This window comes from Krasilnikoviella flava (assembly GCF_900167525.1).
GTDB lineage: Bacteria > Actinomycetota > Actinomycetes > Actinomycetales > Cellulomonadaceae > Isoptericola > Isoptericola flavus.
The window spans coordinates 285,763-308,962 of record NZ_FUZQ01000005.1 but is presented as its reverse complement, the minus strand read 5'-3'; the positions used below and the strand labels follow the sequence as shown (position 1 = coordinate 308,962).

Annotated in this window: 24 protein-coding genes; 22 read left to right on the top strand and 2 right to left on the bottom strand. The window is 73.8% G+C overall.

The window, feature by feature from the left end:
• Nucleotides 1–6: 6 nt before the first annotated feature.
• Entirely contained in the window at nucleotides 7–819 is an 813-nt protein-coding gene (locus tag B5Y66_RS15010; RefSeq protein WP_079575295.1) for a uracil-DNA glycosylase, read from the bottom strand.
• Between the two features lie 90 nt (nucleotides 820–909).
• Nucleotides 910–1,407: an aromatic ring-opening dioxygenase LigA gene (locus B5Y66_RS15005; protein ID WP_079575294.1), complete on the bottom strand. Its 498-nt coding sequence runs from the start codon at nucleotides 1,405–1,407 to the stop codon at nucleotides 910–912.
• Nucleotides 1,408–1,656: 249 nt separating this feature from the next.
• Here B5Y66_RS15005 and B5Y66_RS15000 point away from each other — a divergent pair, with 249 nt between their 5' ends.
• The 22 genes from B5Y66_RS15000 to secF all read left to right on the top strand — a co-directional run bounded on the left by B5Y66_RS15000 (nucleotide 1,657) and on the right by secF (nucleotide 23,194).
• Nucleotides 1,657–1,872, top strand: a complete 216-nt coding sequence (locus B5Y66_RS15000) for a hypothetical protein (RefSeq protein WP_079575293.1) — start codon at nucleotides 1,657–1,659, stop codon at nucleotides 1,870–1,872.
• 205 nt (nucleotides 1,873–2,077) lie between these two features.
• Nucleotides 2,078–4,072, top strand: a complete 1,995-nt coding sequence (gene thrS / locus B5Y66_RS14995) for a threonine--tRNA ligase (protein WP_079575518.1) — start codon at nucleotides 2,078–2,080, stop codon at nucleotides 4,070–4,072.
• Between the two features lie 10 nt (nucleotides 4,073–4,082).
• The gene (locus B5Y66_RS14990) at nucleotides 4,083–4,676 is read left to right on the top strand and encodes an HIT family protein (RefSeq protein WP_079575292.1); all 594 of its coding nucleotides are present in this window, start codon (nucleotides 4,083–4,085) and stop codon (nucleotides 4,674–4,676) included.
• Complete coding sequence (gene pgsA, locus B5Y66_RS14985) at nucleotides 4,676–5,332, top strand: phosphatidylinositol phosphate synthase (protein ID WP_079575291.1); 657 nt, start codon at nucleotides 4,676–4,678, stop codon at nucleotides 5,330–5,332. Before B5Y66_RS14990 ends, pgsA begins: the two co-directional genes overlap by 1 nt.
• Complete coding sequence (locus B5Y66_RS14980; RefSeq protein ID WP_079575290.1) at nucleotides 5,332–6,294, top strand: phosphatidylinositol mannoside acyltransferase; 963 nt, start codon at nucleotides 5,332–5,334, stop codon at nucleotides 6,292–6,294. Before pgsA ends, B5Y66_RS14980 begins: the two co-directional genes overlap by 1 nt.
• Complete coding sequence (locus B5Y66_RS14975) at nucleotides 6,291–7,532, top strand: glycosyltransferase family 4 protein (protein WP_407656394.1); 1,242 nt, start codon at nucleotides 6,291–6,293, stop codon at nucleotides 7,530–7,532. Before B5Y66_RS14980 ends, B5Y66_RS14975 begins: the two co-directional genes overlap by 4 nt.
• The gene (locus B5Y66_RS14970) at nucleotides 7,529–8,116 is read left to right on the top strand and encodes a hypothetical protein (protein ID WP_079575289.1); all 588 of its coding nucleotides are present in this window, start codon (nucleotides 7,529–7,531) and stop codon (nucleotides 8,114–8,116) included. Before B5Y66_RS14975 ends, B5Y66_RS14970 begins: the two co-directional genes overlap by 4 nt.
• A gap of 70 nt (nucleotides 8,117–8,186) precedes the next feature.
• Nucleotides 8,187–9,104, top strand: coding sequence for a pyridoxal 5'-phosphate synthase lyase subunit PdxS (gene pdxS / locus B5Y66_RS14965; RefSeq protein WP_079575288.1), 918 nt, complete (start codon nucleotides 8,187–8,189; stop codon nucleotides 9,102–9,104).
• A 14-nt stretch (nucleotides 9,105–9,118) separates the two neighbouring features.
• Nucleotides 9,119–11,635, top strand: coding sequence for an ATP-dependent helicase HrpB (hrpB, locus tag B5Y66_RS14960; protein WP_217700813.1), 2,517 nt, complete (start codon nucleotides 9,119–9,121; stop codon nucleotides 11,633–11,635).
• Nucleotides 11,636–11,760: 125 nt separating this feature from the next.
• Nucleotides 11,761–12,336 carry an NUDIX hydrolase gene (locus B5Y66_RS14955; RefSeq protein WP_245807140.1) on the top strand — a complete coding sequence of 192 codons (576 nt, stop codon included), beginning with the start codon at nucleotides 11,761–11,763 and terminating at the stop codon, nucleotides 12,334–12,336.
• Nucleotides 12,337–12,495: 159 nt separating this feature from the next.
• The gene (locus B5Y66_RS14950) at nucleotides 12,496–13,032 is read left to right on the top strand and encodes an alternate-type signal peptide domain-containing protein (RefSeq protein ID WP_176168881.1); all 537 of its coding nucleotides are present in this window, start codon (nucleotides 12,496–12,498) and stop codon (nucleotides 13,030–13,032) included.
• Between the two features lie 7 nt (nucleotides 13,033–13,039).
• A complete protein-coding gene (locus tag B5Y66_RS14945; protein ID WP_079575286.1) occupies nucleotides 13,040–13,693 on the top strand; it encodes a signal peptidase I in 654 nt (217 codons plus the stop codon).
• An 83-nt stretch (nucleotides 13,694–13,776) separates the two neighbouring features.
• Nucleotides 13,777–14,421 (top strand): hypothetical protein, encoded by a 645-nt coding sequence (locus tag B5Y66_RS14940; protein WP_079575285.1) that lies wholly within the window; start codon nucleotides 13,777–13,779, stop codon nucleotides 14,419–14,421.
• On the top strand, nucleotides 14,414–15,310 hold the full coding sequence (locus B5Y66_RS14935) for a hypothetical protein (protein ID WP_139820903.1): 897 nt from the start codon (nucleotides 14,414–14,416) through the stop codon (nucleotides 15,308–15,310). Before B5Y66_RS14940 ends, B5Y66_RS14935 begins: the two co-directional genes overlap by 8 nt.
• Before the next feature lie 42 nt (nucleotides 15,311–15,352).
• Nucleotides 15,353–15,997 carry a pyridoxal 5'-phosphate synthase glutaminase subunit PdxT gene (pdxT, locus tag B5Y66_RS14930; protein WP_079575283.1) on the top strand — a complete coding sequence of 215 codons (645 nt, stop codon included), beginning with the start codon at nucleotides 15,353–15,355 and terminating at the stop codon, nucleotides 15,995–15,997.
• Between the two features lie 7 nt (nucleotides 15,998–16,004).
• Nucleotides 16,005–16,763 carry a YebC/PmpR family DNA-binding transcriptional regulator gene (locus tag B5Y66_RS14925; protein ID WP_079575282.1) on the top strand — a complete coding sequence of 253 codons (759 nt, stop codon included), beginning with the start codon at nucleotides 16,005–16,007 and terminating at the stop codon, nucleotides 16,761–16,763.
• A gap of 47 nt (nucleotides 16,764–16,810) precedes the next feature.
• On the top strand, nucleotides 16,811–17,401 hold the full coding sequence (ruvC, locus tag B5Y66_RS14920) for a crossover junction endodeoxyribonuclease RuvC (RefSeq protein WP_079575281.1): 591 nt from the start codon (nucleotides 16,811–16,813) through the stop codon (nucleotides 17,399–17,401).
• A gap of 129 nt (nucleotides 17,402–17,530) precedes the next feature.
• Complete coding sequence (gene ruvA / locus B5Y66_RS14915) at nucleotides 17,531–18,160, top strand: Holliday junction branch migration protein RuvA (protein ID WP_079575280.1); 630 nt, start codon at nucleotides 17,531–17,533, stop codon at nucleotides 18,158–18,160.
• Complete coding sequence (gene ruvB, locus B5Y66_RS14910; RefSeq protein WP_079575279.1) at nucleotides 18,153–19,247, top strand: Holliday junction branch migration DNA helicase RuvB; 1,095 nt, start codon at nucleotides 18,153–18,155, stop codon at nucleotides 19,245–19,247. The genes ruvA and ruvB overlap by 8 nt, the downstream gene beginning before the upstream one ends.
• 178 nt (nucleotides 19,248–19,425) lie before the next feature.
• Nucleotides 19,426–19,869 carry a preprotein translocase subunit YajC gene (yajC, locus tag B5Y66_RS14905; RefSeq protein ID WP_079575278.1) on the top strand — a complete coding sequence of 148 codons (444 nt, stop codon included), beginning with the start codon at nucleotides 19,426–19,428 and terminating at the stop codon, nucleotides 19,867–19,869.
• Nucleotides 19,870–19,994: 125 nt separating this feature from the next.
• Entirely contained in the window at nucleotides 19,995–22,100 is a 2,106-nt protein-coding gene (gene secD / locus B5Y66_RS14900) for a protein translocase subunit SecD (protein ID WP_245807139.1), read from the top strand.
• Entirely contained in the window at nucleotides 22,100–23,194 is a 1,095-nt protein-coding gene (secF, locus tag B5Y66_RS14895) for a protein translocase subunit SecF (RefSeq protein WP_079575276.1), read from the top strand. Before secD ends, secF begins: the two co-directional genes overlap by 1 nt.
• Nucleotides 23,195–23,200: the final 6 nt, after the last annotated feature.

Here is a 23,200-nt window from a genome sequence, read left to right as displayed (position 1 = left end):
TCGCGCTCAGCCGCGGGCGAGCTCACGGGCGCGCAGCAGGACCGCGTCGAGCATGGGGGGCGTGAGGCGGCCGGTGAAGGTGTTCTGCTGCGACACGTGGAAGCAGCCGAGCACCGTGAGGGTGGGCGCGGCGGCGGCGCCGGCGGCCTCCGTGACGCCGTCGTCGCCGGGGCCCGACCGCGCGAGGGTCACCTCCGCCCCGTGCGCGAACGCCGGACGCGGGCGCGGCACCTCCCAGCCCTGCTCGGCGAGCGTCGTGAGGAGCGCCTGCCAGCCGATGCCGCCGAGGGCGACGGCCACGCGGACGCCGGAGCCGACGAGCTCCAGCTCGCGCGCCAGGTAGGGCGCGCACCGACGGCGTTCCTCGGGCGTGGGCTTGTTGGCCGGCGGGGCGCAGCGCACGGGTGCGGTCACGCGGATCCCGCGCAGCTCCAGGCCGTCGTCGGCCGCGACCGACGTCGGCTGGTTGGCGAATCCCGTGCGGTGCATGGCGGCGAACAGGAAGTCGCCGCTGCGGTCGCCGGTGAACATCCGCCCCGTGCGGTTCGCGCCGTGCGCGGCCGGGGCGAGGCCCACCACGACGACGCGGGCGGCGGGGTCCCCGAACCCCGGGACCGGACGCCCCCAGTAGTCCTCGTCGCGGAACGCGGCGCGGCGCTCGCGGGCGACGTCCTCGCGCCAGGCGACGAGGCGCGGGCACGCGCGGCACCCGACCAGGTGGGCGTCGAGCGCCGTCATGCTCGGCGCGGTCCGTGCGGCGGCCGGGTAGTCGGGGGAGTCGGGCGGCGGGGCGGCGGGCACGTGTCCATGGTGGCTCATGCCCGGGCGCCGGGCGCGCAGGCCGTCCCGCGGCGCACGACGGCCCGCCGTCCCTGGGTGCCGGGAGGGCGGGCCGTGGGCGAGGCGGTGTCAGACCGCCGGGTTGAGCCGGCCGCGTGCCGGGGTCGCGGTGGTGGCCGGGACCGTGGTGGTGGCGACGGCGGGCTCGACGGCGAGGCGGCGCAGCGACCAGCCCATGAGGCCGAACAGGACGCCGAGGCCCATGACGAGAGCGCTCACGCCGTACGCGACGACAGACGTGAACAGCGACGCCCGCAGGAACGAGGCGTTCATCGCGGTGGCCCGCAGCGGGTCGTCCTGCTCGAGCTGGGCGTACGTCTGGCCGCCGGTGGCCTCGAGCGCGTGCTTGTCGATGACCTGTGCCTGGGCGTAGGCGGTGAGGGGCCCGTCCACCGTCGCCCCGCCGAGGAACGCGGCGTCCTCGGAGACGGCGATGTCCTGGGCGGCGAGCTGGGAGCCCACGGTGGCCCAGGTGGCGGCTCCGGCACCGATCATCAGGATGCCGGCGATCAGCGCGACGAGTCCGACGATGCGAACCGGTCGCTGCGTGGTGCGGGTGGTGGTCATGGTCCCCTCCGGGTCCGGGTCGCGTGGTGTGCGGCCGGGTGCTGGTGGCTCCGGGTCCGGCGCCGTCTCTATGGTAAGACCACACCGCCTGACCTGCGCCGTCGATCCTTGTGAAGTCCTTCACAAGAGTTCTCGGGGCGACGGTCCGGCAGCCGGCCGGTGCCTCCCGGTCGCGCGTGCGTGGTGGCCGTGGTGGTCTGGACGACGGTCGGTCGGCACAGGGCCGGCCGGCACCGGAGGGGGAACAGCATGAGCGAGAGCTCAGGTCTGGGCGGACTGTTCGACAAGGCCAAGGAGAAGGCCAAGGAGCTCGCCACCGACGAGAACATCGACAAGGCCGCGGAGCAGGTCAAGAAGGCGACGCCGGACAACGTGGACGGCTACGTCGACAAGGCGGCCGCGGAGGCCAAGAAGCGCAACGACGACGGTCCCGCCGCCCGGCCCGGCGGCGGCCCCGGCGCCTGACCGGGTCGCCCGCGTCCGCCCGGCGGCGCGTGGCGCGGGCCCGGGCCCGACGGATGAGTACGATCGTGGGGCGTCACCCCAGGGTGGCGCCCCACGACCGTGCCCGGAGCGCCTGCCCCGGGCGGTCCCGCCCAGGCGCTGCCCCTGCTCGACCGCAGCGCTCACGACCCGCAAGGAGCAGCACGTGTCCGACGTCGCCTCGCCGATGCCACCGAACCCCGACGACGCCGACCAGGACACGGTGACGGTGCAGACGCCGACGACGGGCACGGAGCTGTTCGCCGACCGCAAGGACGTCGTCGTGATGCGCGTCGCGGGCGAGCTGCTCGACCTCTCGCGCGACCTGGCGCCCGGTACCGTCGTCGAGCCCGTGACGATCGGCTCGCCCGACGGCCTCGCCGTGCTGCGCCACAGCGCGGCGCACGTCCTGGCCCAGGCCGTGCAGCAGGTGAACCCGGACGCAAAGCTCGGCATCGGCCCGCCCGTGACCGACGGCTTCTACTACGACTTCGACGTCGCCACGCCGTTCACCCCCGAGGACCTCAAGTCCCTCGACAAGGCGATGGCGCGGATCATCCGGGAGGGGCAGACCTTCCGGCGCCGCGTCGTGACGGAGGACGAGGCCCGCGCGGAGCTGGCCGACGAGCCGTACAAGCTGGAGCTCATCGGCCTCAAGGGCGGCTCGTCGGACGACGACGGCAGCTCGGTCGAGGTGGGCGCCGGCGAGCTGACCATCTACGACAACGTCCGGGGTGCCGGCCGCGAGAGCGAGACCGTGGTCTGGAAGGACCTGTGCCGCGGGCCGCACCTGCCCAGCACGAAGCTGATCGGCAACGGTGTGCAGCTGATGCGCAACGCCGCGGCGTACTGGCGCGGCAGCGAGAAGAACCCGATGCTGCAGCGGGTCTACGGCACCGCGTGGCCCAGCAAGGACGAGCTCAAGGCGTATCTCGAGCGCCTGGCCGAGGCCGAGCGCCGCGACCACCGTCGCATCGGCGCCGAGATGGACCTGTTCTCGTTCCACGACGAGGTCGGCTCGGGCCTGCCGCTGTTCCACCCCAAGGGCGGGGTGATCAAGCGGGTGATGGAGGACTACGTCCGCCAGCGCCACATCGAGGAGGGCTTCTCCTACGTCGGCACGCCGCACATCACCAAGGAAGAGCTGTTCTACACGTCGGGTCACCTGCCGTACTACGGCGACACGATGTTCCCGGCGCTCGACCTCGAGGACGTCGGGGACCACGGGCGCTATCGCCTCAAGGCGATGAACTGCCCGATGCACAACCTGATCTTCTCCAGCCGGGGGCGCTCCTACCGCGAGCTGCCCATCCGCCTCTTCGAGTTCGGTTCGGTGTACCGGTACGAGAAGTCCGGCGTGGTCCAGGGGCTGACGCGCGTGCGCGGCCTGACCCAGGACGACTCCCACTCCTACGTCACGCCGGAGCAGGCCCCCGCGGAGGTCAAGCACCTGCTGGACTTCATGCTGTCGGTGCTGCGCGACTTCGGGCTCGACGACTTCTACCTGGAGCTGTCGACGCGGGACGACAAGAAGACGGACAAGTTCGTCGGCACCGACGAGGACTGGGCCAAGGCCACCGCGGTGCTCGAGGAGGTCGCGGTCTCCTCCGGCCTCGAGCTGGTCGCCGACCCGGGCGGCGCCGCGTTCTACGGCCCCAAGATCTCGGTCCAGACCAAGGACGCGATCGGCCGCACCTGGCAGATGGGCACGGTCCAGTACGACTTCAACCAGCCCCAGGGGTTCGGCCTGGAGTACACCGCGGCCGACGGCACCAAGCAGCAGCCGGTGATGATCCACTCGGCCAAGTTCGGCTCGATCGAACGGTTCATGGGCGTGCTGATCGAGCACTACGCGGGGCTGTTCCCGGCCTGGCTCGCACCCGTCCAGGTGCTCGCTGTCCCCGTCGCCGAGGCCTTCGACGACTACCTCAAGGACGTCGTGGCCCAGCTCGCGGCGCGCGGGATCCGCGCCGAGACCGACCTGTCCGACGACCGGTTCGGCAAGAAGATCCGCAACGCGTCCAAGGAGAAGGTGCCGTTCGTCCTCATCGCGGGCGGGGACGACGTCGAGGCGGGGGCCGTGTCGTTCCGGTTCCGCGACGGCACCCAGGAGAACGGGGTGCCCGTCGCCGACGCGATCGAGCGCATCGTCGCCGCGGTGCGCGACCGCGCCCAGGTCTGAGCGGGCGGGCATGTCGGGGAACGACGCGGAGCACGGCCCGACGACGGCGGGCGCGGGCGAGTTCGGCCCGCCCGAGGACGGGCTGCAGCGCTTGTGGACGCCGCACCGCATGGTCTACATCGGCGGGCAGGACAAGCCGGCCGACGGGTCGGTGGCGCAGTGCCCGTTCTGCCGCATCCCCGCCGGCGACGACGAGGAGGGCCTCGTCGTCGCCCGCGGGGAGGAGTGCTACGTGGTGCTGAACCTGTACCCGTACAACTCCGGGCACCTCATGGTGCTGCCGTACCGGCACGTGTCGGGTTACGTGGAGCTCACGGAGCCCGAGACGGTCGAGCTGGCCGCCATGACCCAGACCGCGGTGCGCACTCTCGGCGCGGTCTACGCCCCGGCGGGCTACAACATCGGCATGAACCAGGGTGAGGTCGCGGGCGCCGGCATCGCCGCGCACCTGCACCAGCACGTGGTGCCGCGCTGGCTCGGTGACGCGAACTTCCTGCCCGTCGTCGGCCAGACCAAGGCGCTGCCGGAGCTGCTGTCCGACACGCGCGCCCGCCTCGCCGCGGCGTGGCCGTCGGGCGGGGCCACGTCCGAGGGAGGCCGCTGATGCTCGGCGGGCTCCGCGCGGCGATGCAGCGCCTGTTCACCCCGCTGGCGCGGCTGCTCCTGGGCTGGGGCGTGTCGCCGGACGCGGTGACGATCGCCGGGACCGTGGTGGTGTCCGTCCTGGCGCTCACACTGCTGCCCACCGGCCACGTGCTCCTCGGCGGACTCCTCATCGGCCTGTTCGTCCTCACCGACTCGCTCGACGGCGTCATGGCGCGCCTGTCGGGGCGTTCGGGGCCCTGGGGGGCGTTCCTCGACTCGACCCTGGACCGGGTGTCGGACGGTGCGGTGTTCGCGGGCATCACCCTGTGGTTCGTGCTGCACCCCGACCTCCCGTACGCCACGTGGGGCGTGGTGGCGTCGCTGGCCTGCCTCGTGCTCGGCTCCGTCGTGCCCTACGCACGGGCGCGGGCGGAGAGCGTCGGGGCCAGCGCGGCGGTCGGGATCGCCGAGCGCAGCGACCGGCTGCTGGTCGCCCTCCTCGCGGTCGTGGTCACCCAGGTCGGGGTGCCGATGGTCGTCGCCGAGGTCATGCTCACGTTGCTCGCCGTCGCGAGCCTCGTCACGGTGGTGCAGCGGGTCGCGACGGTGCGAAGGCAGCTCGCACCGGCGGGGGCCGTCCCGCCCCGTCCTGACAGCACCGACACGGAGGCCTGATGCGGATCGACGTCGCCCGCCTGTACACGTTCGCGTGGCGCCACGCGCCGAAGATCCCGGAGCCGGTGCTGCGTGCGGCGTTCACCGCCGTCGCGGACGTCACCTGGCTGCGGCGCACCGAGGGGGTGCGCCGGCTCGAGGCGAACTACGCGCGGGTGCGGCCCGACCTGGACGGCCCCGAGCTGCGCCGGCTGACACGCGCCGGCATGCGCTCGTACATGCGGTACTTCCGGGAGGCGTTCACCCTGCAGGGCGCGACGCCCGAGCAGGTCGCCGCGCGGGTGCGCGTCGACGGCTACGAGCACGTGGCGGGCCCGGTCGCCGACGGGCAGGGGGTCTCGCTCGCCCTCGCCCACCTGGGCAACTGGGACCTGGCGGGCGCGTACGCGACCCCGCACATCGCTCCGGTGCTCACCGTGGCCGAGCGGCTGAAGCCGGAGCAGCTGTTCGTCGAGTTCGTCGAGTTCCGGCGCTCCATCGGCATCGACGTGCTGCCGCTCGGCGACGCCGACGTCTTCCGCAACCTGGTGCGCGGCGCCACGAGGGGCGGCTGCATCATCCCGCTGCTCGCGGACCGCGACCTCACGTCGTCCGGCGTCGAGGTGGACCTGTGCGGCCACCGGGCGCGCGCGGCCGCCGGCCCGGCGGCGCTGGCGCTGGTCGCCAAGGTGCCGCTGATCCCGGCCGGCATCGCGTACGAGCGTCTGACCGGCGAGCGCCGGCGCGCCGCGGGGACGCCGTGGGGCATCGTGATCCGGTTCTACCCGGCGGTCCCGGTGCCCGACGACTCGGGCCTGCACCGCAAGGAGCGCGTCGCGCGCATGACCCAGGGCTGGGTGGACGCCGTCGCGCGCACGCTGCAGGAGTCCACCGAGGACTGGCACATGCTGCAGCGCGTCTTCGTCGACGACCTCGATGCCGAGCGGTACGCCCGCACCAACGCCGAGGCGGGCGAGGGATGAGCGCGGCGCCCGTGGCCGCGCCGTCGCGCCCCCTGCGCGTCGGGATCGTGTGCCCCTATTCGTTCGACGCCCCCGGCGGCGTGCAGTTCCACATCCGCGACCTCGCGCAGGCGCTGCAGCGCGCGGGGCACGAGGTGTCCGTGCTCGCCCCGGCCGACGACGACACGCCGGTCCCGGAGGTCGTCACGGCGGCGGGCCGGGCGATCCCCGTGCGTTACAACGGCTCGGTGGCGCGGCTGACGTTCGGCCCGCGGGCCGCCTCCAGGGTGCGGCGGTGGATCGAGGCGGGCCGGTTCGACGTCGTGCACGTGCACGAGCCGATGGTGCCCAGCCTGTCGATGCTCGCCCTGTGGCTGGCCGAGGGGCCCGTCGTGGCCACGTTCCACACGTCCCAGGAGCGGTCGCGTGCGCTGCAGGTCGCGTACCCCCTGCTGCGCCAGTCGCTGGAGAAGATCGCGGCGCGGATCGCGGTCTCCGAGGACGCGCGCCGCACGCTGGTCGACCACATGGGCGGCGACGCCGTCGTCATCCCCAACGGCGTGTACGTGGACACCTTCGCCGCGGCCGAGCCGGACGACCGGTGGCGCGGCACGCCCGAGGCGCCCACGATCGCGTTCCTCGGCCGCCTCGACGAGCCCCGCAAGGGGCTGGAGGTCCTGGCCTCCGCCGCCCCGCGGGTGCTGGAGCGCCTCCCCGGCGCGCGCTTCCTCGTGGCGGGCAAGGGCGACGACGGCCGGGACGCGGCTCTCGAGGCGCTCGGCCCGCACGCCGGGTCGTTCGAGTTCCTCGGCGGCGTGAGCGACGAGGACAAGGCGTCGCTGCTCGCGTCGGCGGACCTGTACGTGGCGCCGCAGACGGGCGGCGAGAGCTTCGGCATCGTGCTCGTCGAGGCGATGAGCGCCGGCGCGGGCGTGGTGGCCAGCGACCTGGGCGCGTTCCGCCGGGTGCTCGACGAGGGGGGCGCGGGGCGTCTGTTCCGGACCGGTGAGCCCGACGACCTGGCCCGCGCGGTCCTCGCGGCCCTCGACGACCCCGCGGGCACCCGGGAGCGGCGCGAGCGGGCCACCGCGTTCGTGCGCCGGTTCGACTGGTCGGCAGTGACCGCGCAGGTCCTGGCGGTGTACGAGATGGCCGTCGCCGCGGGGGAGGCGCTGGGCTCCCCGGTCGCCCCGTCGCGGACGGAGAGCGCCGTCGGCTGGTTGCGCACCCGGCGCGCCGCGGGGGGTGAGGGCGCATGACCTGGTCGGAGCTCGCGCTCGTCGTCCTCGTCGTCGCGGCGGTCGTGGTCTGGCTCGCCTGGATCTCGGCGTCGCGCCTCGACCGCCTGCACCGCAAGGTCGTCGCGTCGCGCATCGCCCTGCAGGCCCAGCTCGCGCGGCGCGCCGGCGCGTCCATCGACCTGGCGTCCTCGGGCCTGCTCGACCCGGCCGGGGCGGTGCTGGTCGCCGACGCTGCGTTCGCCGTCGTGGAGGACGTCGGGCCCCCGGTGACCCCGGGCGCGGAGCTCGCGCTCGTCGGCATGGGCCAGGACCGTGAGCGCGCGGAGAGCGACCTGTCCGCGACGCTGCGCTCCGCGCTCGGCGACGACGAGGCGCTGCGTGAGCTGCGCGCGACGTCCGCAGGGGCCGACCTCGTCGGCCAGCTCGGCGCGGCCTGGTACCGGGCGCAGCTCGCGCGCCGGTTCCACAACGAGGCCGTGGCGCAGGCCCGCCGGGCCCGGCGCACCTGGTACGTGCGCCTGCTGCGCCTGTCCGGGCACGCGGCGCTGCCGCGCACGGTCGAGCTGGACGACCAGATGCCGGCAGGGCTCACCGGGTCGTGAACACCGACCGTAGGATGGGAAGTGGCGTGACAGCGGTCACGCCTCCGGCCGCGACACGAGCGAGGTTGCATTGAGCGAGACCACCGGCAACGGCCAGATCACCGCGGGTGAGGTGGGCACGGCCCGCGTCAAGCGCGGCATGGCCGAGATGCTCAAGGGCGGCGTCATCATGGACGTCGTCACGCCCGAGCAGGCGAAGATCGCCGAGGACGCCGGCGCCGTCGCCGTCATGGCCCTGGAACGGGTGCCGGCCGACATCCGCTCGCAGGGCGGCGTCGCCCGCATGAGCGACCCCGACATGATCGACGGCATCATCGACGCCGTCTCGATCCCCGTGATGGCGAAGGCGCGCATCGGGCACTTCGTCGAGGCGCAGGTGCTGCAGTCCCTGGGCGTCGACTACATCGACGAGTCGGAGGTGCTGACCCCCGCCGACTACGCCAACCACATCGACAAGTGGCAGTTCACCGTGCCGTTCGTGTGCGGGGCGACCAACCTCGGTGAGGCGCTGCGCCGCATCACCGAGGGCGCCGCGATGATCCGCTCGAAGGGCGAGGCCGGCACCGGCGACGTCTCGAACGCGACCACGCACATGCGCCAGATCCGCGGCCAGATCCGCCGGCTGACGTCGCTCCCGGAGGACGAGCTGTTCGTCGCCGCCAAGGAGCTGCAGGCCCCGTACGAGCTGGTCGCCGAGGTGGCGCGAGCCGGGAAGCTGCCTGTCGTGCTGTTCACCGCGGGCGGGATCGCCACCCCGGCGGACGCGGCGATGATGATGCAGCTGGGCGCCGAGGGCGTGTTCGTGGGTTCCGGCATCTTCAAGTCGGGCGACCCCGTCGCGCGTGCCAAGGCGATCGTGCAGGCCACCACGTTCCACGACGACCCCGACGTCGTCGCCAAGGTCTCCCGCGGTCTGGGCGAGGCCATGGTCGGCATCAACGTCGAGGCCGAGCCGGCGCCTGTGCGGTTGGCCGAGCGCGGCTGGTAGACCGAAGGCGAGGCGTGCTGCTGCCTGAACCGTCGGTGCCAGGTGCGGATCTGCCTGTCCGGGCGGTCCTGCCTGCCACCGTCGATGCGGTGCGGTCCCGCGGCGCCGCGGTGCTGGTCGCGCCGCCAGGGTCAGGGAAGACCTCCTTGTTGCCGCTTGCTCTGGGCGACGCGCTCGGGGGCACGATCATCGTCGCCGAGCCGCGACGGATGGCTACCCGCGCGGCTGCGACCCGGCTGGCGATGCTGGCAGGCGAGCCGCTCGGACAGCGGATCGGCTACGCGATGCGAGGTGAGCGCACCGGCGGCAAGGGACTCCGCGTCGAGGTGGTGACGACAGGGCTCCTCGTGCGACGGCTGCAGCAGGACCCGGAGCTGCCAGGTGTCACGGCGATCGTGATCGACGAGTGCCACGAGCGGCACCTGGATGCCGACCTGCTGCTCGCGCTCTGCGTCGACATCCGGGCGAATCTTCGGGACGACCTGGCCATCGTCGCGACCTCGGCCACGGCGGACACGGCCAGGCTGAGCCGCGCACTCGGCGCGGACGTACCCGCACCCGTGATCACGGCGTCCGCCGCGCTGTTCGACGTGGCGACCGAGTGGGCTCCACCACCGTTGCCCACGCCGCTGCTTCCCGGTGGTCGCGTCGACCCGCGCCTGCTGGATCATGTCGCGACCGTCGTCCGGCGCGCACTGACGGAGAACGACGGCGACATCCTCGTGTTCGTCCCGGGGGAGGCCGAGATCAACGGCATGACTCGCCGGTTGGCCGGTCAGAATGTCCTGCCGTTGTTCGGTCGCCAGTCGAGGGCCGAACAGGAGCGCGCGTTGGCGCCGTCCGCCGTGCGTCGGATCGTGGTGACGACGTCGGTGGCGGAGAGCTCGCTGACCGTGCCCGGGGTCAGGGTCGTGGTCGACGCGGGTCTTGCCCGGGAGCCGCGGACCGATCAGTCCCGTGGTCTCGGGACGTTGGTCACCTGCCGGGTCTCGAGATCGTCGGCCGACCAACGAGCAGGTCGCGCCGGGCGGGAGGCGCCCGGCCGGGTCTATCGGTGCTGGTCCGTCACCGACCACGCGCGTCTCGACGATCATGCGGCGCCGGAGATCGCGATCGCCGACCTGGCAGCCTTCGCCCTCGACCTCGCGGCGTGGGGTGCCCCTGCTGGTGCCGGTCTGACGTTGCTCGAGGCGCCGCCGGCGCCGGCGATGACCGCGGCCACCGAGCTGCTGCGCCGCATCGATGCCCTGGACGACGGCGGCCGGATCACCGAGCGGGGCCGGCGGATGAGGGCGATCGGGGCGCATCCTCGCCTGGCGCGTGCGCTGCTGGACGGGGCCCCGCGGGTCGGCGCCGACCGGGCACGCGAGATCGTCGCGATGCTCTCGGACGACGTGGGCCGCAACGTCGGCGATGATCTGCCGGCCCGCCTGCGGGCCCTCCGCCGTGGTGAGGACCGCGGCGCGACGGCCCGCTGGCGAGAAGAGACGAAGCGCCTCGGCCGAGGAACGACGACCGGCGGCCCGTCGGGTGGGCGTGGGGCGCACGGAGTACCGGACGATCTCGCGGTGGGGATCGTGGCGGGGCTGGCGTACCCGGATCGGATCGCGCGGGCCCGGGGGACCGACTCGGCGACGTACCAGATGTCGGGTGGTACGGGTGCCGCGCTGGATCTGCACTCGCCGTTGCGGAACACGACCTGGCTGGCGATCGCGGTCGCTGACCGGGCTCCCGGTCGCGCCGACGCCAGGATCCGTGCCGCGGCGCCGATCGATGAGCGGACCGCGCGAGACATCGCAGGCGACCTCGTGTCGACCACCGACCAGATCCGCTGGGACGACGGCCGGATCGTGACGCGGCGTGTCGAGGCGCTCGGCGCGATAGTGCTGGGCGACGTCCCGCTGGCGAACCCCGACCGGCTGCTCCTCCAAGCGGCCGTCCGCGACGGTGTCCGGCGCAGCGGACTGTCCGTGCTGCGCTGGCCAGAGGCAGCACTCGCCCTGCGGGAGCGGCTCGCGTTCTGTCACGCCCACCTCGGGGCCCCGTGGCCTGCGGTCGACGACGAGGCGCTGCTGGCCGATCTCGACGGATGGCTGGGTACCGAGCTCGCCTCGGTGCGAGGCTCGCGCGATCTTGCCCGCATCGACGTGGCATCGGCGCTCCGGCGACTCCTGCCTTGGCCCACGGCAGCCCGGTTCGGTGAACTGGCACCGGAACGGCTCCAGGTCCCGTCGGGCTCCGAGGTCCGACTCGCGTACGACGGTGTCGAGCCGCCGGTCCTTGCAGTGAAGCTGCAGGAGGTCTTCGGCTGGACCGTGACTCCGGCCGTCGCGGACGGTCGTGTCCCGGTCGTCCTGCACCTGCTGTCGCCCGCACGACGTCCGGTCGCGATCACGAGCGATCTCGCCTCCTTCTGGAGGCAGGGCTATCCCCGGGTCCGAGCCGACCTGCGAGCCCGCTACCCTCGCCATCCGTGGCCGGAGGATCCACTCACCGCCCTCCCGACCAAGCGAGTGAAGCCTCGCCGGTGAGAGCGGGGCTCCCTTGGTCCCGTGGCTACCATGGGCACCATGGATGCACGTTCCCCGTCAGCCGTGAACCACGGCATCGTCGTCGAGGCCGAGCCGGCGCCCGTGCGCCTGGCGGAGCGGGGCTGGTGACCCCCGCCCTCGGGGACGACTGGGCGGTAGGGCCGGACGGGCTGCGCCAACGGCGCGCCGCGCGCGTCATCGTGCTCGACGACGCGGACCGGGTGCTCCTGGTGCGCGGGCACGACGCCGACCAGCCCGAGCGGTCGTGGTGGTTCACCGTCGGCGGCGGCATCGACGCCGGCGAGAGCGAGGTCGACGCCGCGCTGCGCGAGCTGCGCGAGGAGGCGGGACTCGTGCTCGCGCCCGACGACCTCGTGGGCCCCGTCCTGACCCGCGACGCGTTCTTCCACTTCTTCGCGGAGACGTGCCGGCAGCAGGAGGTCTTCTTCCTCGCCCGCGTGGACGGCGGCCACGAGCCGACGGACGCCGGGTGGACCCCTGAGGAGCGGGACGTGCTCGACGAGATGCGCTGGCTGACCGTCGCAGAGCTGCGGGCCGAGACGCGCGAGGTGTTCCCGACCGTCCTGCCGGACGTCGTCGACGCCCTCGTCCGCGGGTGGGACGGCACCGTGCGCCACCTCGGCACCCAGCACGACGACGAGCCCTCCGACCCTGAGGAGCTGGGCACCGCTGCCCGCTGACCCTGCCCGCTGACCCTGCCCGCTGACCCTGCCCGCTGACCCTGCCCGCTGACCCTGCGCGCACGACGCGCGCCCAGGGCATCCGTTGGTTACCGTCGGCGTGAGACGCGTCACGCACATCGGCGTGCGGGCGCGCGACAGACCCGGGGGGGCATGGACGTGAACCGACTGACGAAGGCCGCGATCGCTGTGGGAGGTGCCGCCGTCCTGCTGGTCGGCGGGGCCCAGACGATCGCCTACTGGACCGCGCAGGGGACGGCCACCGGGCCGGACGTCACCGCGGGGACACTGACGATGAGCGACGGCGCGTGCGGGGAGTGGACCCTCGACGGAGGCGGCGCCGTGACGGACGGCATCGTGCCGGGCGACACGGTCACGACCACCTGCTCCCTGGCGATCGGGGGCACCGGCGACCACCTCGCGCTCGGCGAGATCACGGTCTCCTCTCCGACGTGGACCGCGGAGAACGCCCTCACCGGCGCTCTCGACCTGAGCCTGACCTCGGCGACCCTGGGGGATGAGACGCTGACGCTCCCGCTCACCGATCCCGTCCCGGTCGGCGAGACGGACTCGCTCGTCGTGAACCTCGAGGCCGCCTTCGACACGGCCGCGACGAACGACACCCAGGGGCTGACGGCCGCGCTCGACGACGTGACGGTGCAGGTCACGCAGGCGCACGTCGTCCCCACGCCCTGAGCCCGCCGTGGACCCGGCACCCACGCGGCCGGTCCGCAGCGCGCGGCGCGTCCTCGGGCGGGTGCTCGCCGGGCTCGTCCTGCTGGTCGCCGGCGGCGCGCTGCTGCTCGTCGTCGTGGTCCCGCGCCTGGGTGGCGGCGTCCCGTACGGGGTGGCCACGGGCTCGATGAGCCCGGCGCTGGCCGTCGGGACGCTCGTCGTCGTGCGCCCCGTCGCCCCCGACGAGATCGCGACCGGAGACGTGGTCACCTACCAGCTGCGCTCCGGCGACCCGACGGTCGTGACCCATCGCGTCGTCGGGCTCGGCACGACGGCCGACGGCGAGCGCACCCTGGTGACGCGGGGCGACGCCAACGAGGTCGCCGACCCCCGGCCGGTGCGCGCCGTGCAGGTGCGGGGCGTGCTCTGGTACGCCGTGCCGCAGCTCGGACGCGTCATGGGCCTGGGGTCGCCGCAGCTGCGGCAGGCGATCACGACCGCCGCGGCCGTCCTCCTGCTCGGGTACGCCGGGTGGCTCGTCGCGGGGGAGGTCCGGGAGCGGCGCTCCCGGAAGGGAGAGGAGCCGTCGCCGGGCCTGGAGACCTGGTGGCCTGAGCAGGAGTCGCCGCCCGGCGCGACGAGTCCCACGGTGCCCACCTCGGACCGGGAGCCGGTGCGGTGAGCGCGGCGCGCGCAGTCCCGTCCCCGCCGCGGCCCCGTCATCGCGGGCGCGGGGCGACGTCCGCGCGGACCCTGGCCGCGGTCGTGGCCTCGGGCGCGTTCCTCCTCCCGGTGGCCCCGGCCGCAGCCGGTGCCGTCCCGTCCGCGGGAGGGGACCCCGACGGGGGCGTCGCGCTCAGCGTGGACGGCCGCAGGTGGTCGGACGACCTGGAGGTGGCGCTGTTCGAGGCCTCGCCGTGGGTGCCGGGGGAGACGCGGAGCTCGGTGCTGCTGGTGCGCAACGACAGGCGCGGCACGGCCAGCGGCCAGGTGGCCGTGGCCCTGGGGGCGGGGGCGGGCGACGCCGCCGGGGCGCTCGCCCGCGCCCTGCGCGTCCGGGTGCGACCCGGCGGCGACCCGTGGACGGCCGCCGGGCGGCCGGTGCCCGTACGGCTCGCCGAGTCCGAGGTGCTCCCGGTGGCGCTCGAGGTGACCCTCGCCGCGTCGGCGGGCGACGACACCCAGGGCGCGACCGTGCCCCTCGACGTCGTGGTGACCCTCGTGGGCGAACAGCCGGCAGCGGGCGAGCGCCCGCGCGACGAGCCGGCGCCGGGCGACGGCGCGCGCGCCGCCGTCCTCCCGCGCACCGGCGGGTCCCCGGCGGTGCCGCTCCTGGTCGCGGCCGGCGCGGTCCTGCTGGGCGCGCTGCTGCGGTGGGCGGTCGCGGCGAGGGAGGGACGCCGTGGCTGAACGGTCCGGCCGGCGCCCTGCGCGGATGCGCCGGGTCGCGGTCCTGGCGGTGGTGGCGCTCGTCGGCGTGCTCGCGGGCGGCGGGGTCGCGTGGGCCTGGTGGCAGGGCGAGGCCACGGCGACGGCCCCGACCGCAGCCGTCCGGGCCGGCACGGTCGACGTCCAGGTCGTCGGCCTCGGCAACGAGCTCGTCGGTCGCGGCGGCAGCGTCACGGCGCCCGCACTGGGGCTCACCGGGGCCGTGCCGGGGTCCGGGGACTCCGAGATCATCACGGTGCGCAACGGCGGCTCGCGGCCGACGACGGTGACCGTCACTCCGACGCGGACCGGGAGCCTGGGCACGTCGTTCACCACCAGCGCGTCGTTCGGCGCCGCCGACACCGGGACCGGGTGCGGCGCGGGCAACGGCACCTCCACGACCATCCCCGCGGGCGGGACGGCCGCGCTGTGCGTGACGGTCGCGCTCTCCGCGTCGGCACCGTCGACGGTGCAGGGGCAGGCGGGCGGCGTGTCCGTGGCGCTCGCGGCGTCGCTCGGGGGCACGGCGTGGACCGACACGGGCACCGTCGTGAGCGGTGCGGTGAGCGCGGGGACCGTCCCCGCCCCCGCTCTCTCGTGCGGCGCGCTCGGTCTGGTGTCCGTCACCTTCAACTGGACGGCGGTGCCCAGCGCGAGCCGGTACCAGTTCACCTTCGGCCCTGCAGCCACACCCGCCACGGTGCAGGTCCCGGCGGGCACCACGACCTACCAGGTGACCGGCGTCGCGGCGAACGCCTCGGCACGGGTGCGCGCCGAGCGGGTCTTCACGGGCGGCGTCGTCTGGACGTCGGTGCCGTCGGACCCCCGCACCTACAGCATCGCCCTGGGCCTGATCGGCACGTGCAGCTGAGCGGCCGCCGGGCGGGCAGACCCGGGGCCCTACACTGCCCCGGTGACCACGACGATCGGCGTCCTCGCCCTGCAGGGCGACGTGCGCGAGCATGCCGCGGCCCTCGAGCAGGCAGGGGCGCGTGCCGTGGCGGTGCGCCGCCCCGCCGAGCTCGACGCGGTGGACGGGCTCGTCCTGCCCGGCGGGGAGTCGACGACGATCGACAAGCTGCTGCGGCTCTTCGAGCTGGCCGACCCGCTGCGGGGCCTCATCGGCGAAGGGCTGCCCGTGTTCGGCTCGTGCGCGGGCATGATCCTGCTCGCCGACCGCATCGAGGGCGGCACGGCCGACCAGCGCACGCTCGGCGGCATGGACGTCGTCGTGCGTCGCAACGCGTTCGGCCGCCAGGTGGACTCCTTCGAGGCGGACCTGCAGGTGGCGGGGGTCTCCGACGTCCCAGGCGGGCGCCCGGTGCGCACCGCGTTCATCCGCGCCCCGTGGGTGGAGGAGGCGGGCCCGGGCGTCGAGGTGCTCTCCCGGATCCCCGACCGCTGGGCGGACGGATCCGCGGTGGGGCCGGCCGCCGGTAAGATCGTCGCAGCACGTCAGGGACGGCTGCTCGCCACCGCGTTCCACCCGGAGATCACGGGGGACGCGCGACTGCACGGGTTGTTCGTCCGGATCGTCCAAGCATCGCGAAGGAGTTAGGAAGCGCATGTCAGGTCACTCCAAGTGGGCCACGACCAAGCACAAGAAGGCCGCGATCGACGCCAAGCGCGGCAAGCTCTTCGCGAAGCTGATCAAGAACATCGAGGTCGCCGCGCGCACCGGGGGCGGTGACCTGGCGGGCAACCCCACGCTGTTCGACGCCGTCCAGAAGGCGAAGAAGTCGTCGGTCCCGAACGACAACATCGACCGCGCGCTCAAGCGCGGCTCCGGCGAGGGCGCCGACGCCGTCGACTACCAGACGATCATGTACGAGGGCTACGGCGCGAACGGCATCGCGGTCCTCGTCGAGTGCCTCACGGACAACAAGAACCGGGCCGCCTCCGAGGTCCGCCTCGCGTTCAGCCGCAACGGCGGCAACCTGGCCGACCCGGGTTCCGTGTCGTACCTGTTCTCCCGCAAGGGCCTCGTCGTCGTGCCCAAGGCCGACGGCGTGACCGAGGACGACGTCATGCTCGCGGCGCTCGACGCCGGCGCCGAGGACGTCAGCGACGAGGGCGACGCCATCGAGGTCCTCTGCGAGGCCACCGACCTCGTCGCGGTGCGCACCGCCATCCAGGAGGCGGGCATCGAGTACGACTCGGCCGACTCCATCTGGCACCCGTCCATGGAGGTCGAGGTCGACGTCGAGGGCGCGCGCAAGATCCTGCGCCTCATCGACGCGCTCGAGGACAGCGACGACGTGCAGAACGTCTACGCGAACTTCGACGCCTCCGACGAGGTCATGGCGGCGCTCGACGAGGAGTGACCGTGCGCCTCGGACGTCATCGGCCCACGGCGTGAGAGGGTGACGACGTGCGCGTGCTGGGGGTGGACCCGGGGCTGACCCGGTGCGGTGTCGGGGTCGTGGACTCGTTGCCCGGCCGGCGCGCGCGACTGGTCGACGTGGGCGTGGTCGGCAGCGACCCTGCCACGAGCATCGACCTGCGGCTCCTGCACGTCGCCTCCGGGCTCGACGAGTGGCTGGACCGCCACGTCCCCGACGTCGTGGCCGTCGAGCGGGTCTTCGCCCAGCACAACCTGGGCACCGTCATGGGCACGGCCCAGGTGGCCGGGCTGGCGATGGTCGCGGCCGCGCGGCGCGGGATCCCCGTCGCCATGCACACGCCCAGCGAGGTGAAGGCCGCCGTGACGGGCTCCGGCCGGGCGGGCAAGGAGCAGGTGCAGCGCATGATCGCCCGGATCCTCGGTCTCGACGACCTGCCGCGGCCCGCCGACGCCGCGGACGCGCTCGCCCTGGCGGTGACGCACCTGTGGCGCCCGGCGGGCGCCCTGCAGGGTGGCGAGCGCCACGAGCTCACCCCCGCACAGCGGGCATGGGCGGCGGCGGAGCAGAGCGCACGTCGGGGCAAGCACCGCGGAGCGCCGTCCCGGACCTCTCGCTGACCGGACGGGCGACGTCGACGGCGATCGCGAGCCGGCGCTCGTGTCGCGCCCGGCGGCGTCGGCGCCGGTTGTTACAGTGACGCCTCGTACGGGTGTTCGACCGAAGGCCCGCCCGACGAAAGGACGACGGTGATCGCCTCTCTGACCGGCACGGTCACGCATGTGACGCTGGAGCGGGCCGTGCTCGACGTCGGCGGGGTCGGCTACCTCGTCCACGCGACCCCCGGCACCCTCGCGGGGCTGCGGGTGGGGGAGCGGGCGCAGCTGCACACCACGCTCGTCGTCCGCGAGGACTCGATGACGGTGTTCGGGTTCGCGGAGGCCGACGAGCGGGAGGTCTTCGAGACCGCGCAGTCGGTCTCGGGCGTCGGCCCCCGTATCGCCTTGGCCATGCTCGCCGTGCTGACCCCCGACGCGCTGCGCCGCGCCGTCGCGGCCGAGGACCTCGCCGCGCTGCGCCGCATCCCCGGCGTCGGCCCCAAGAGCGCGCAGCGCCTGGTGCTCGAGCTCAGCGGGAAGCTGGGCGCCCCCGGGGTCGCGGGCGCCGACGACGCCGTGCCCGACGTCGCGCCCACGCACGGCGGCGACCCCGCGCGCGACCAGGTGGTCGAGGCGCTCGTGGGACTGGGCTGGGCGACGAAGGTCGCGCAGGACACGGTCGAGCAGGTGCTCGCGGACCGGAGCGACGGCGACGGGGCGATCGACGTGGCAGCGACGTTGCGGGCGGCCCTGCGATCGCTCGGCGGCCGCCGTGGCTGAGCCGGTGGAGCCGGAATACGGCGGCGAGCGGCTCGTGACGTCGTCCGCCGACGACGTCGAGCGCGCGGCCGAGGCGGCGCTGCGGCCCAAGAAGCTCGACGAGTTCGTGGGCCAGCGCGTGGTGCGCGACCAGCTCTCGCTGGTGCTGCAGGCGGCGCTCGCCCGCGACGCGTCCCCCGACCACGTGCTGCTGTCCGGGCCTCCGGGGCTCGGCAAGACGACGCTCGCGATGATCATCGCCGCGGAGCTCGGCACGTCGCTGCGCGTCACCAGCGGCCCGGCGATCCAGCACGCGGGCGACCTGGCGGCCGTCCTGTCTTCCCTCGAGGAGGGCGAGGTGCTGTTCATCGACGAGATCCACCGCCTGGCCCGGCCGGCGGAGGAGCTGCTGTACGTGGCGATGGAGGACTTCCGGGTCGACGTCGTGGTCGGCAAGGGTGCCGGCGCCAGCGCGATCCCGCTGGCGCTGCCGCCGTTCACGGTGGTGGGGGCGACGACGCGGTCCGGGCTGCTGCCCGCGCCGCTGCGCGACCGCTTCGGCTTCACCGGGCACCTCGACTTCTACGACGCCGCCGAGCTGGAGCGGGTCATCACGCGCTCGGCCGGCCTGATGGGCGTGGACATCCAGCACGCCGCAGCCCACGAGATCGCCGGGCGCTCCCGGGGCACCCCGCGCATCGCGAACCGCCTGCTGCGCCGCGTGCGCGACTGGGCGCAGGTGCGCGGGGACGGCCGGCTCGACCTGAAGGCCGCACGCGCCGCGCTGGAGGTCTACGAGGTCGACCCGATCGGGCTCGACCGCCTGGACCGGGCCGTGCTGGCGGCGGTGTGCCGACGGTTCGGTGGCGGGCCGGTGGGTCTGAGCACCCTGGCGATGACCGTGGGGGAGGAGCCGGACACGGTCGAGACCGTCGCCGAGCCGTACCTCGTCCGCGAAGGCCTGCTGGGCCGCACGCCGCGCGGCCGCGTCGCGACGCAGGCGGCGTGGGAGCACCTGGGCCTGGAACCGCCGCCCGGGGCGTGGGGCGCGCCGCTCGGCGGGACCCTTTTCGACGGGGCCGACGGCGACGCGGGCACACCCCAGTAGACTGGGATCACCTCGGGCCGTCGACGGCCCGAGTGCGGAACTCGACGGGTGCCGTGCTCGTTGGGGCCCGTACGCACAGGTTCGCCGACAGGCATCGCCTGTGCGCGGTGCGCCGACCGGCGTGCCCGACCCCGGCCGTCGTCAACGACCGCCGGACAGCGACAGACAAGGACGCTCCGTGGAACTCATCATCCTCTTCGTGGTCCTCGCCGGCCTCATGTTCTTCATGAGCCAGCGGACGCGCAAGCAGCAGAAGCAGCAGGCCGAGTTCCGGTCGCAGCTCGAGCCGGGCCAGGAGGTCATGACCGGTTCGGGCCTGTTCGGCACGGTCGTGGAGGTCGACGAGGCGAACGACACCGTCACCATCGAGTCGACCCCCGGATCGCAGACCCGCTGGCTGCGCGCGGCCATCGCCAAGCGCATCGACACGCCGGCCGACGAGGCCGCCCTCGCGACCGACGAGACCGACGTCACAACCGACTCCGCCGAGACCGGTACGATCACCTCCGGCGACGCTCACGTCGACGTCCCCGACGACCTGTCGAGCCTGGACACCGCACAGCGGGAGTACCGGGACCAGCAGCGTCGTGACGAGGGCGAGGCAGGCAGCGCCACCAAGTGACAGCAGTGACAGGGGACGGCGGGCGGCCTCGCCCGCTCGACTGACACCGCGCCGGTCGGGGTGATCCCGGCCGGCGCCATCACGCGTCGGCACTCCGACGACGCGCAGACGGGAAGAGACAGAAGTTGGCGAACTCACGCACGAAGCGGTCGCGTCCGGTACGCACCCTCGTGGTCTTCACGATCCTGACGATCGTCCTGCCGTTCCTCGCCCTCGGCATCGGCGTCTTCACCGACGCCAAGTCGGAGACCAACCCGGACGGCGCGAGCTGGGCACCGGGCCTGGCGCTCGACCTGCAGGGCGGCACGCAGCTGATCCTGAAGGCGGACACCACCGACGGGTCCCAGGTCACGTCGGAGACGATCGACGAGTCGATCAACGTCATCCGGCAGCGCATCGACTCCTCGGGCGTCTCCGAGGCGGAGATCACCGCCCAGGGCTCCCAGAACATCGTCGTCGGGATCCCCGGTGAGGTGTCGCAGGAGACCATCGACCTCATCTCGCAGCCCGCCCAGATGCGCTTCCGCCCGGTGCTGACGTACGCCGCCGGGACGCCGACGCCCGAGCCGTCCGCCTCGCCGAGCACCGACGCCGGTGACGCGGCCGACGACGCACCTGCCGACGACGCCGCGGGCGACGGCGAGAAGGCCGACGAGGCCGACACCAGCCCGAGCGGCAAGAGCGCCGGTGCTCCGCTGTCCGTCGACACGGACACCGACCCGTCGGCGACGCCGACCGCGACGGCGACGTCCGGCGACGGCGCCGCCCCGTCCCCGTCGGCGACGCCGGAAGACGACGCCGCCGCGGCCTCGGACCCGAGCGACCTGGCGCAGATCACGCCGGAGATCCAGCAGCAGTTCGAGCAGCTCGACTGCACCGACCCCGCCAACCTCAAGGGCGGCGGCGGGGACGACCCGGACAAGCCGCTGGTCACCTGCGGCGAGGGCGACGGGATGAAGTACATCCTCGGCCCGATGGAGGTGGACGGGGTCCACATCTCCTCGGCCAGCTCCGGCCTCGTCCCGGGGGCGAACGGCACCACCACCAACGACTGGGGCGTCTTCCTCAACTTCGACGCCGTGGGTACGAAGGAGTTCCGCGAGACCACGACCCGTCTGCAGGGTCTCGAGCCCCCGCGCAACCAGTTCGCCATCGTCCTCGACGGCCTGGTCGTCTCGGCGCCGTCCCTGGACCCGGGCGTCATCATCTCCAACGGGCAGGCGACGATCTCCGGCTCGTTCACCCGCGACACCGCGGCCACGCTGGCCAACCAGCTGAGCTTCGGCGCGCTGCCGGTGCAGTACACGGTGGAGAGCCAGGAGGTCATCTCCGCGACCCTCGGCTCCGAGCAGCTGCGCAACGGCATGATCGCCGGCCTCATCGGCCTGGCACTGGTCGTCGTGTACTCCCTCATGCAGTACCGCACGCTGGGCCTGCTGACCGTCGCGTCGCTCGTGGTCGCCGGGGTGATCACCTACGTGTCGATCGCCCTGCTCTCCTGGGGGATGGGCTACCGGCTCTCGCTCGCGGGCGTCGCCGGCCTGATCGTCGCGATCGGCTTCACCGCGGACTCGTTCATCGTGTACTTCGAACGCATCCGTGACGAGCTGCGCGACGGGAGAACTCTGGCCTACGCCGTCGAGCGTGGCTGGGCCCGCGCGCGGCGCACCGTGCTGGCGGCCAAGGCCGTCAACCTGATCTCCGCCGTCATCCTGTACTTCCTCGCCGTCGGCGGCGTGCAGGGCTTCGCGTTCACGCTGGGCCTGACGACGATCATCGACGTTGCGGTCGTGTTCTGGTTCACGCACCCGATGATGGAGGTCATCACCAAGATCCCGTTCTTCCGCGACGGCCACCTCTGGTCGGGCCTGTCGCCCGAGCGGCTGCGCGCGGGCTCCGGACCGCGGTACGTGGGCGCCGGGCGGGTGCGGACGCCGGAGCCCGCCCTGGCCGGCTCCGCGAGCGGGGGCGGCGTCGCCGAGCAGGCCCCAGCGCCGGTCGAGGCGGATGCCCCGAGCGGCCGCGAGGCCGCGGAGCCGGTGCACAGCGGTGCGCGGTCGGCGCCCGCAGCCCCCGTGACCGACGCCTCCGGGCGCCGGCTCACAATCGCCGAGCGTCGCGCGGCCGAGCGCCGGGCAGCGGCCACCGAGCAGCCGGACACAGGACCCGACGTGGGGCCGGACGACGGGACGTCGCCCTCGGCGACCGGTGAGAACGAGGAGAGCCGCTGATGGCCGGCATGCATTTCGCCCAGTGGGGCAACGACCTGTACACGGGCCGCCGGTCGTACCCGATCGTGCAGCGCCGTCGGCGCTGGTTCACGGTCGTGGGCATCCTCGCGATCGCCTCGATCGCCGTGATCCTGATCAAGGGACTCACCCTCGGCATCGACTTCCGTGGCGGCACGGAGTTCACGGTCAACAACGTGACCTCGACCGAGCAGCAGGTGGCCATCGACGTCGTGCACGAGGTGCTCCCGGACGAGGAGCCCCGCGTGGCGATCGTGGGCGGCTCGTCGGTGCGCGTGCAGACCGAGGAGGTGTCCGAGGCGCAGGAGGCCGAGATCGTCACCGGTCTTGCCGGTGCGTACGACGTGGACGAGTCCGCGGTGACGACGTCGTTCGTCGGACCGACGTGGGGTGCCGGCGTCTCGATGCGGGCACTGTGGGGCACCGTAGTGTTCATCGTGGCCGCTGCGCTGTTCATGGCCGTGTACTTCCGTGCCTGGCGGATGTCCGTCGCGGCGATCGTCGCGATGCTCGCCGACCTGCTGATCTCGGCCGGCGTGTACGCGGCGATCGGCTGGGAGGTCACGCCCTCCACGATCATCGGCTTCCTGACCATCCTCGGCTTCTCGCTGTACGACAAGATGGTCGTGTTCGACAAGGTGCGCGAGAACACGGCGGACGTGCTCACGCAGACGCGCAGCACCTACGCCGAGCGCGCCAACCTCGCGGTGAACCAGACCCTGGTGCGGTCGATCAACACCTCGGTCGTGGCGCTGCTCCCCGTGGCGAGCATCCTCTTCGTGGGTGCGTTCCTGCTGGGCGCGGGCACGCTGCGGGACCTGTCGCTGTCGCTGTTCGTCGGTATCGCCGTCGGGGCGGCCTCGTCGCTCTTCCTGGCGACGCCGCTCGACGTCTCCCTGCGCGAGCGGGAGCCGCGGATCGGCGCGCACACGAAGGCGGTCCTCGAGGAGCGGGCGGGCCTGGTCGCCGAGGGCGGACACGAGGCCGAGGTCGCCGCGTACACGACGGGCTCCGCCCAGCTGATCCCGGGCCAGCACCAGGGCAACCGTGCCCAGCCGCGCCGCAAGCGCGGCTGAGCCGGG

Bases quoted from the DNA above. Each gene is read 5' to 3' on its own strand.
- B5Y66_RS15010 (WP_079575295.1), bottom strand. From the start codon at position 819: ATGAGCCACCATGGACACGTGCCCGCCGCCCCGCCGCCCGACTCCCCC.
- B5Y66_RS15005 (WP_079575294.1), bottom strand. From the start codon at position 1,407: ATGACCACCACCCGCACCACGCAGCGACCGGTTCGCATCGTCGGACTC.
- B5Y66_RS15000 (WP_079575293.1), top strand. From the start codon at position 1,657: ATGAGCGAGAGCTCAGGTCTGGGCGGACTGTTCGACAAGGCCAAGGAG.
- thrS (WP_079575518.1), top strand. From the start codon at position 2,078: ATGCCACCGAACCCCGACGACGCCGACCAGGACACGGTGACGGTGCAG.
- B5Y66_RS14990 (WP_079575292.1), top strand. From the start codon at position 4,083: ATGTCGGGGAACGACGCGGAGCACGGCCCGACGACGGCGGGCGCGGGC.
- pgsA (WP_079575291.1), top strand. From the start codon at position 4,676: ATGCTCGGCGGGCTCCGCGCGGCGATGCAGCGCCTGTTCACCCCGCTG.
- B5Y66_RS14980 (WP_079575290.1), top strand. From the start codon at position 5,332: ATGCGGATCGACGTCGCCCGCCTGTACACGTTCGCGTGGCGCCACGCG.
- B5Y66_RS14975 (WP_407656394.1), top strand. From the start codon at position 6,291: ATGAGCGCGGCGCCCGTGGCCGCGCCGTCGCGCCCCCTGCGCGTCGGG.
- B5Y66_RS14970 (WP_079575289.1), top strand. From the start codon at position 7,529: ATGACCTGGTCGGAGCTCGCGCTCGTCGTCCTCGTCGTCGCGGCGGTC.
- B5Y66_RS14925 (WP_079575282.1), top strand. From the start codon at position 16,005: ATGTCAGGTCACTCCAAGTGGGCCACGACCAAGCACAAGAAGGCCGCG.
- secF (WP_079575276.1), top strand. From the start codon at position 22,100: ATGGCCGGCATGCATTTCGCCCAGTGGGGCAACGACCTGTACACGGGC.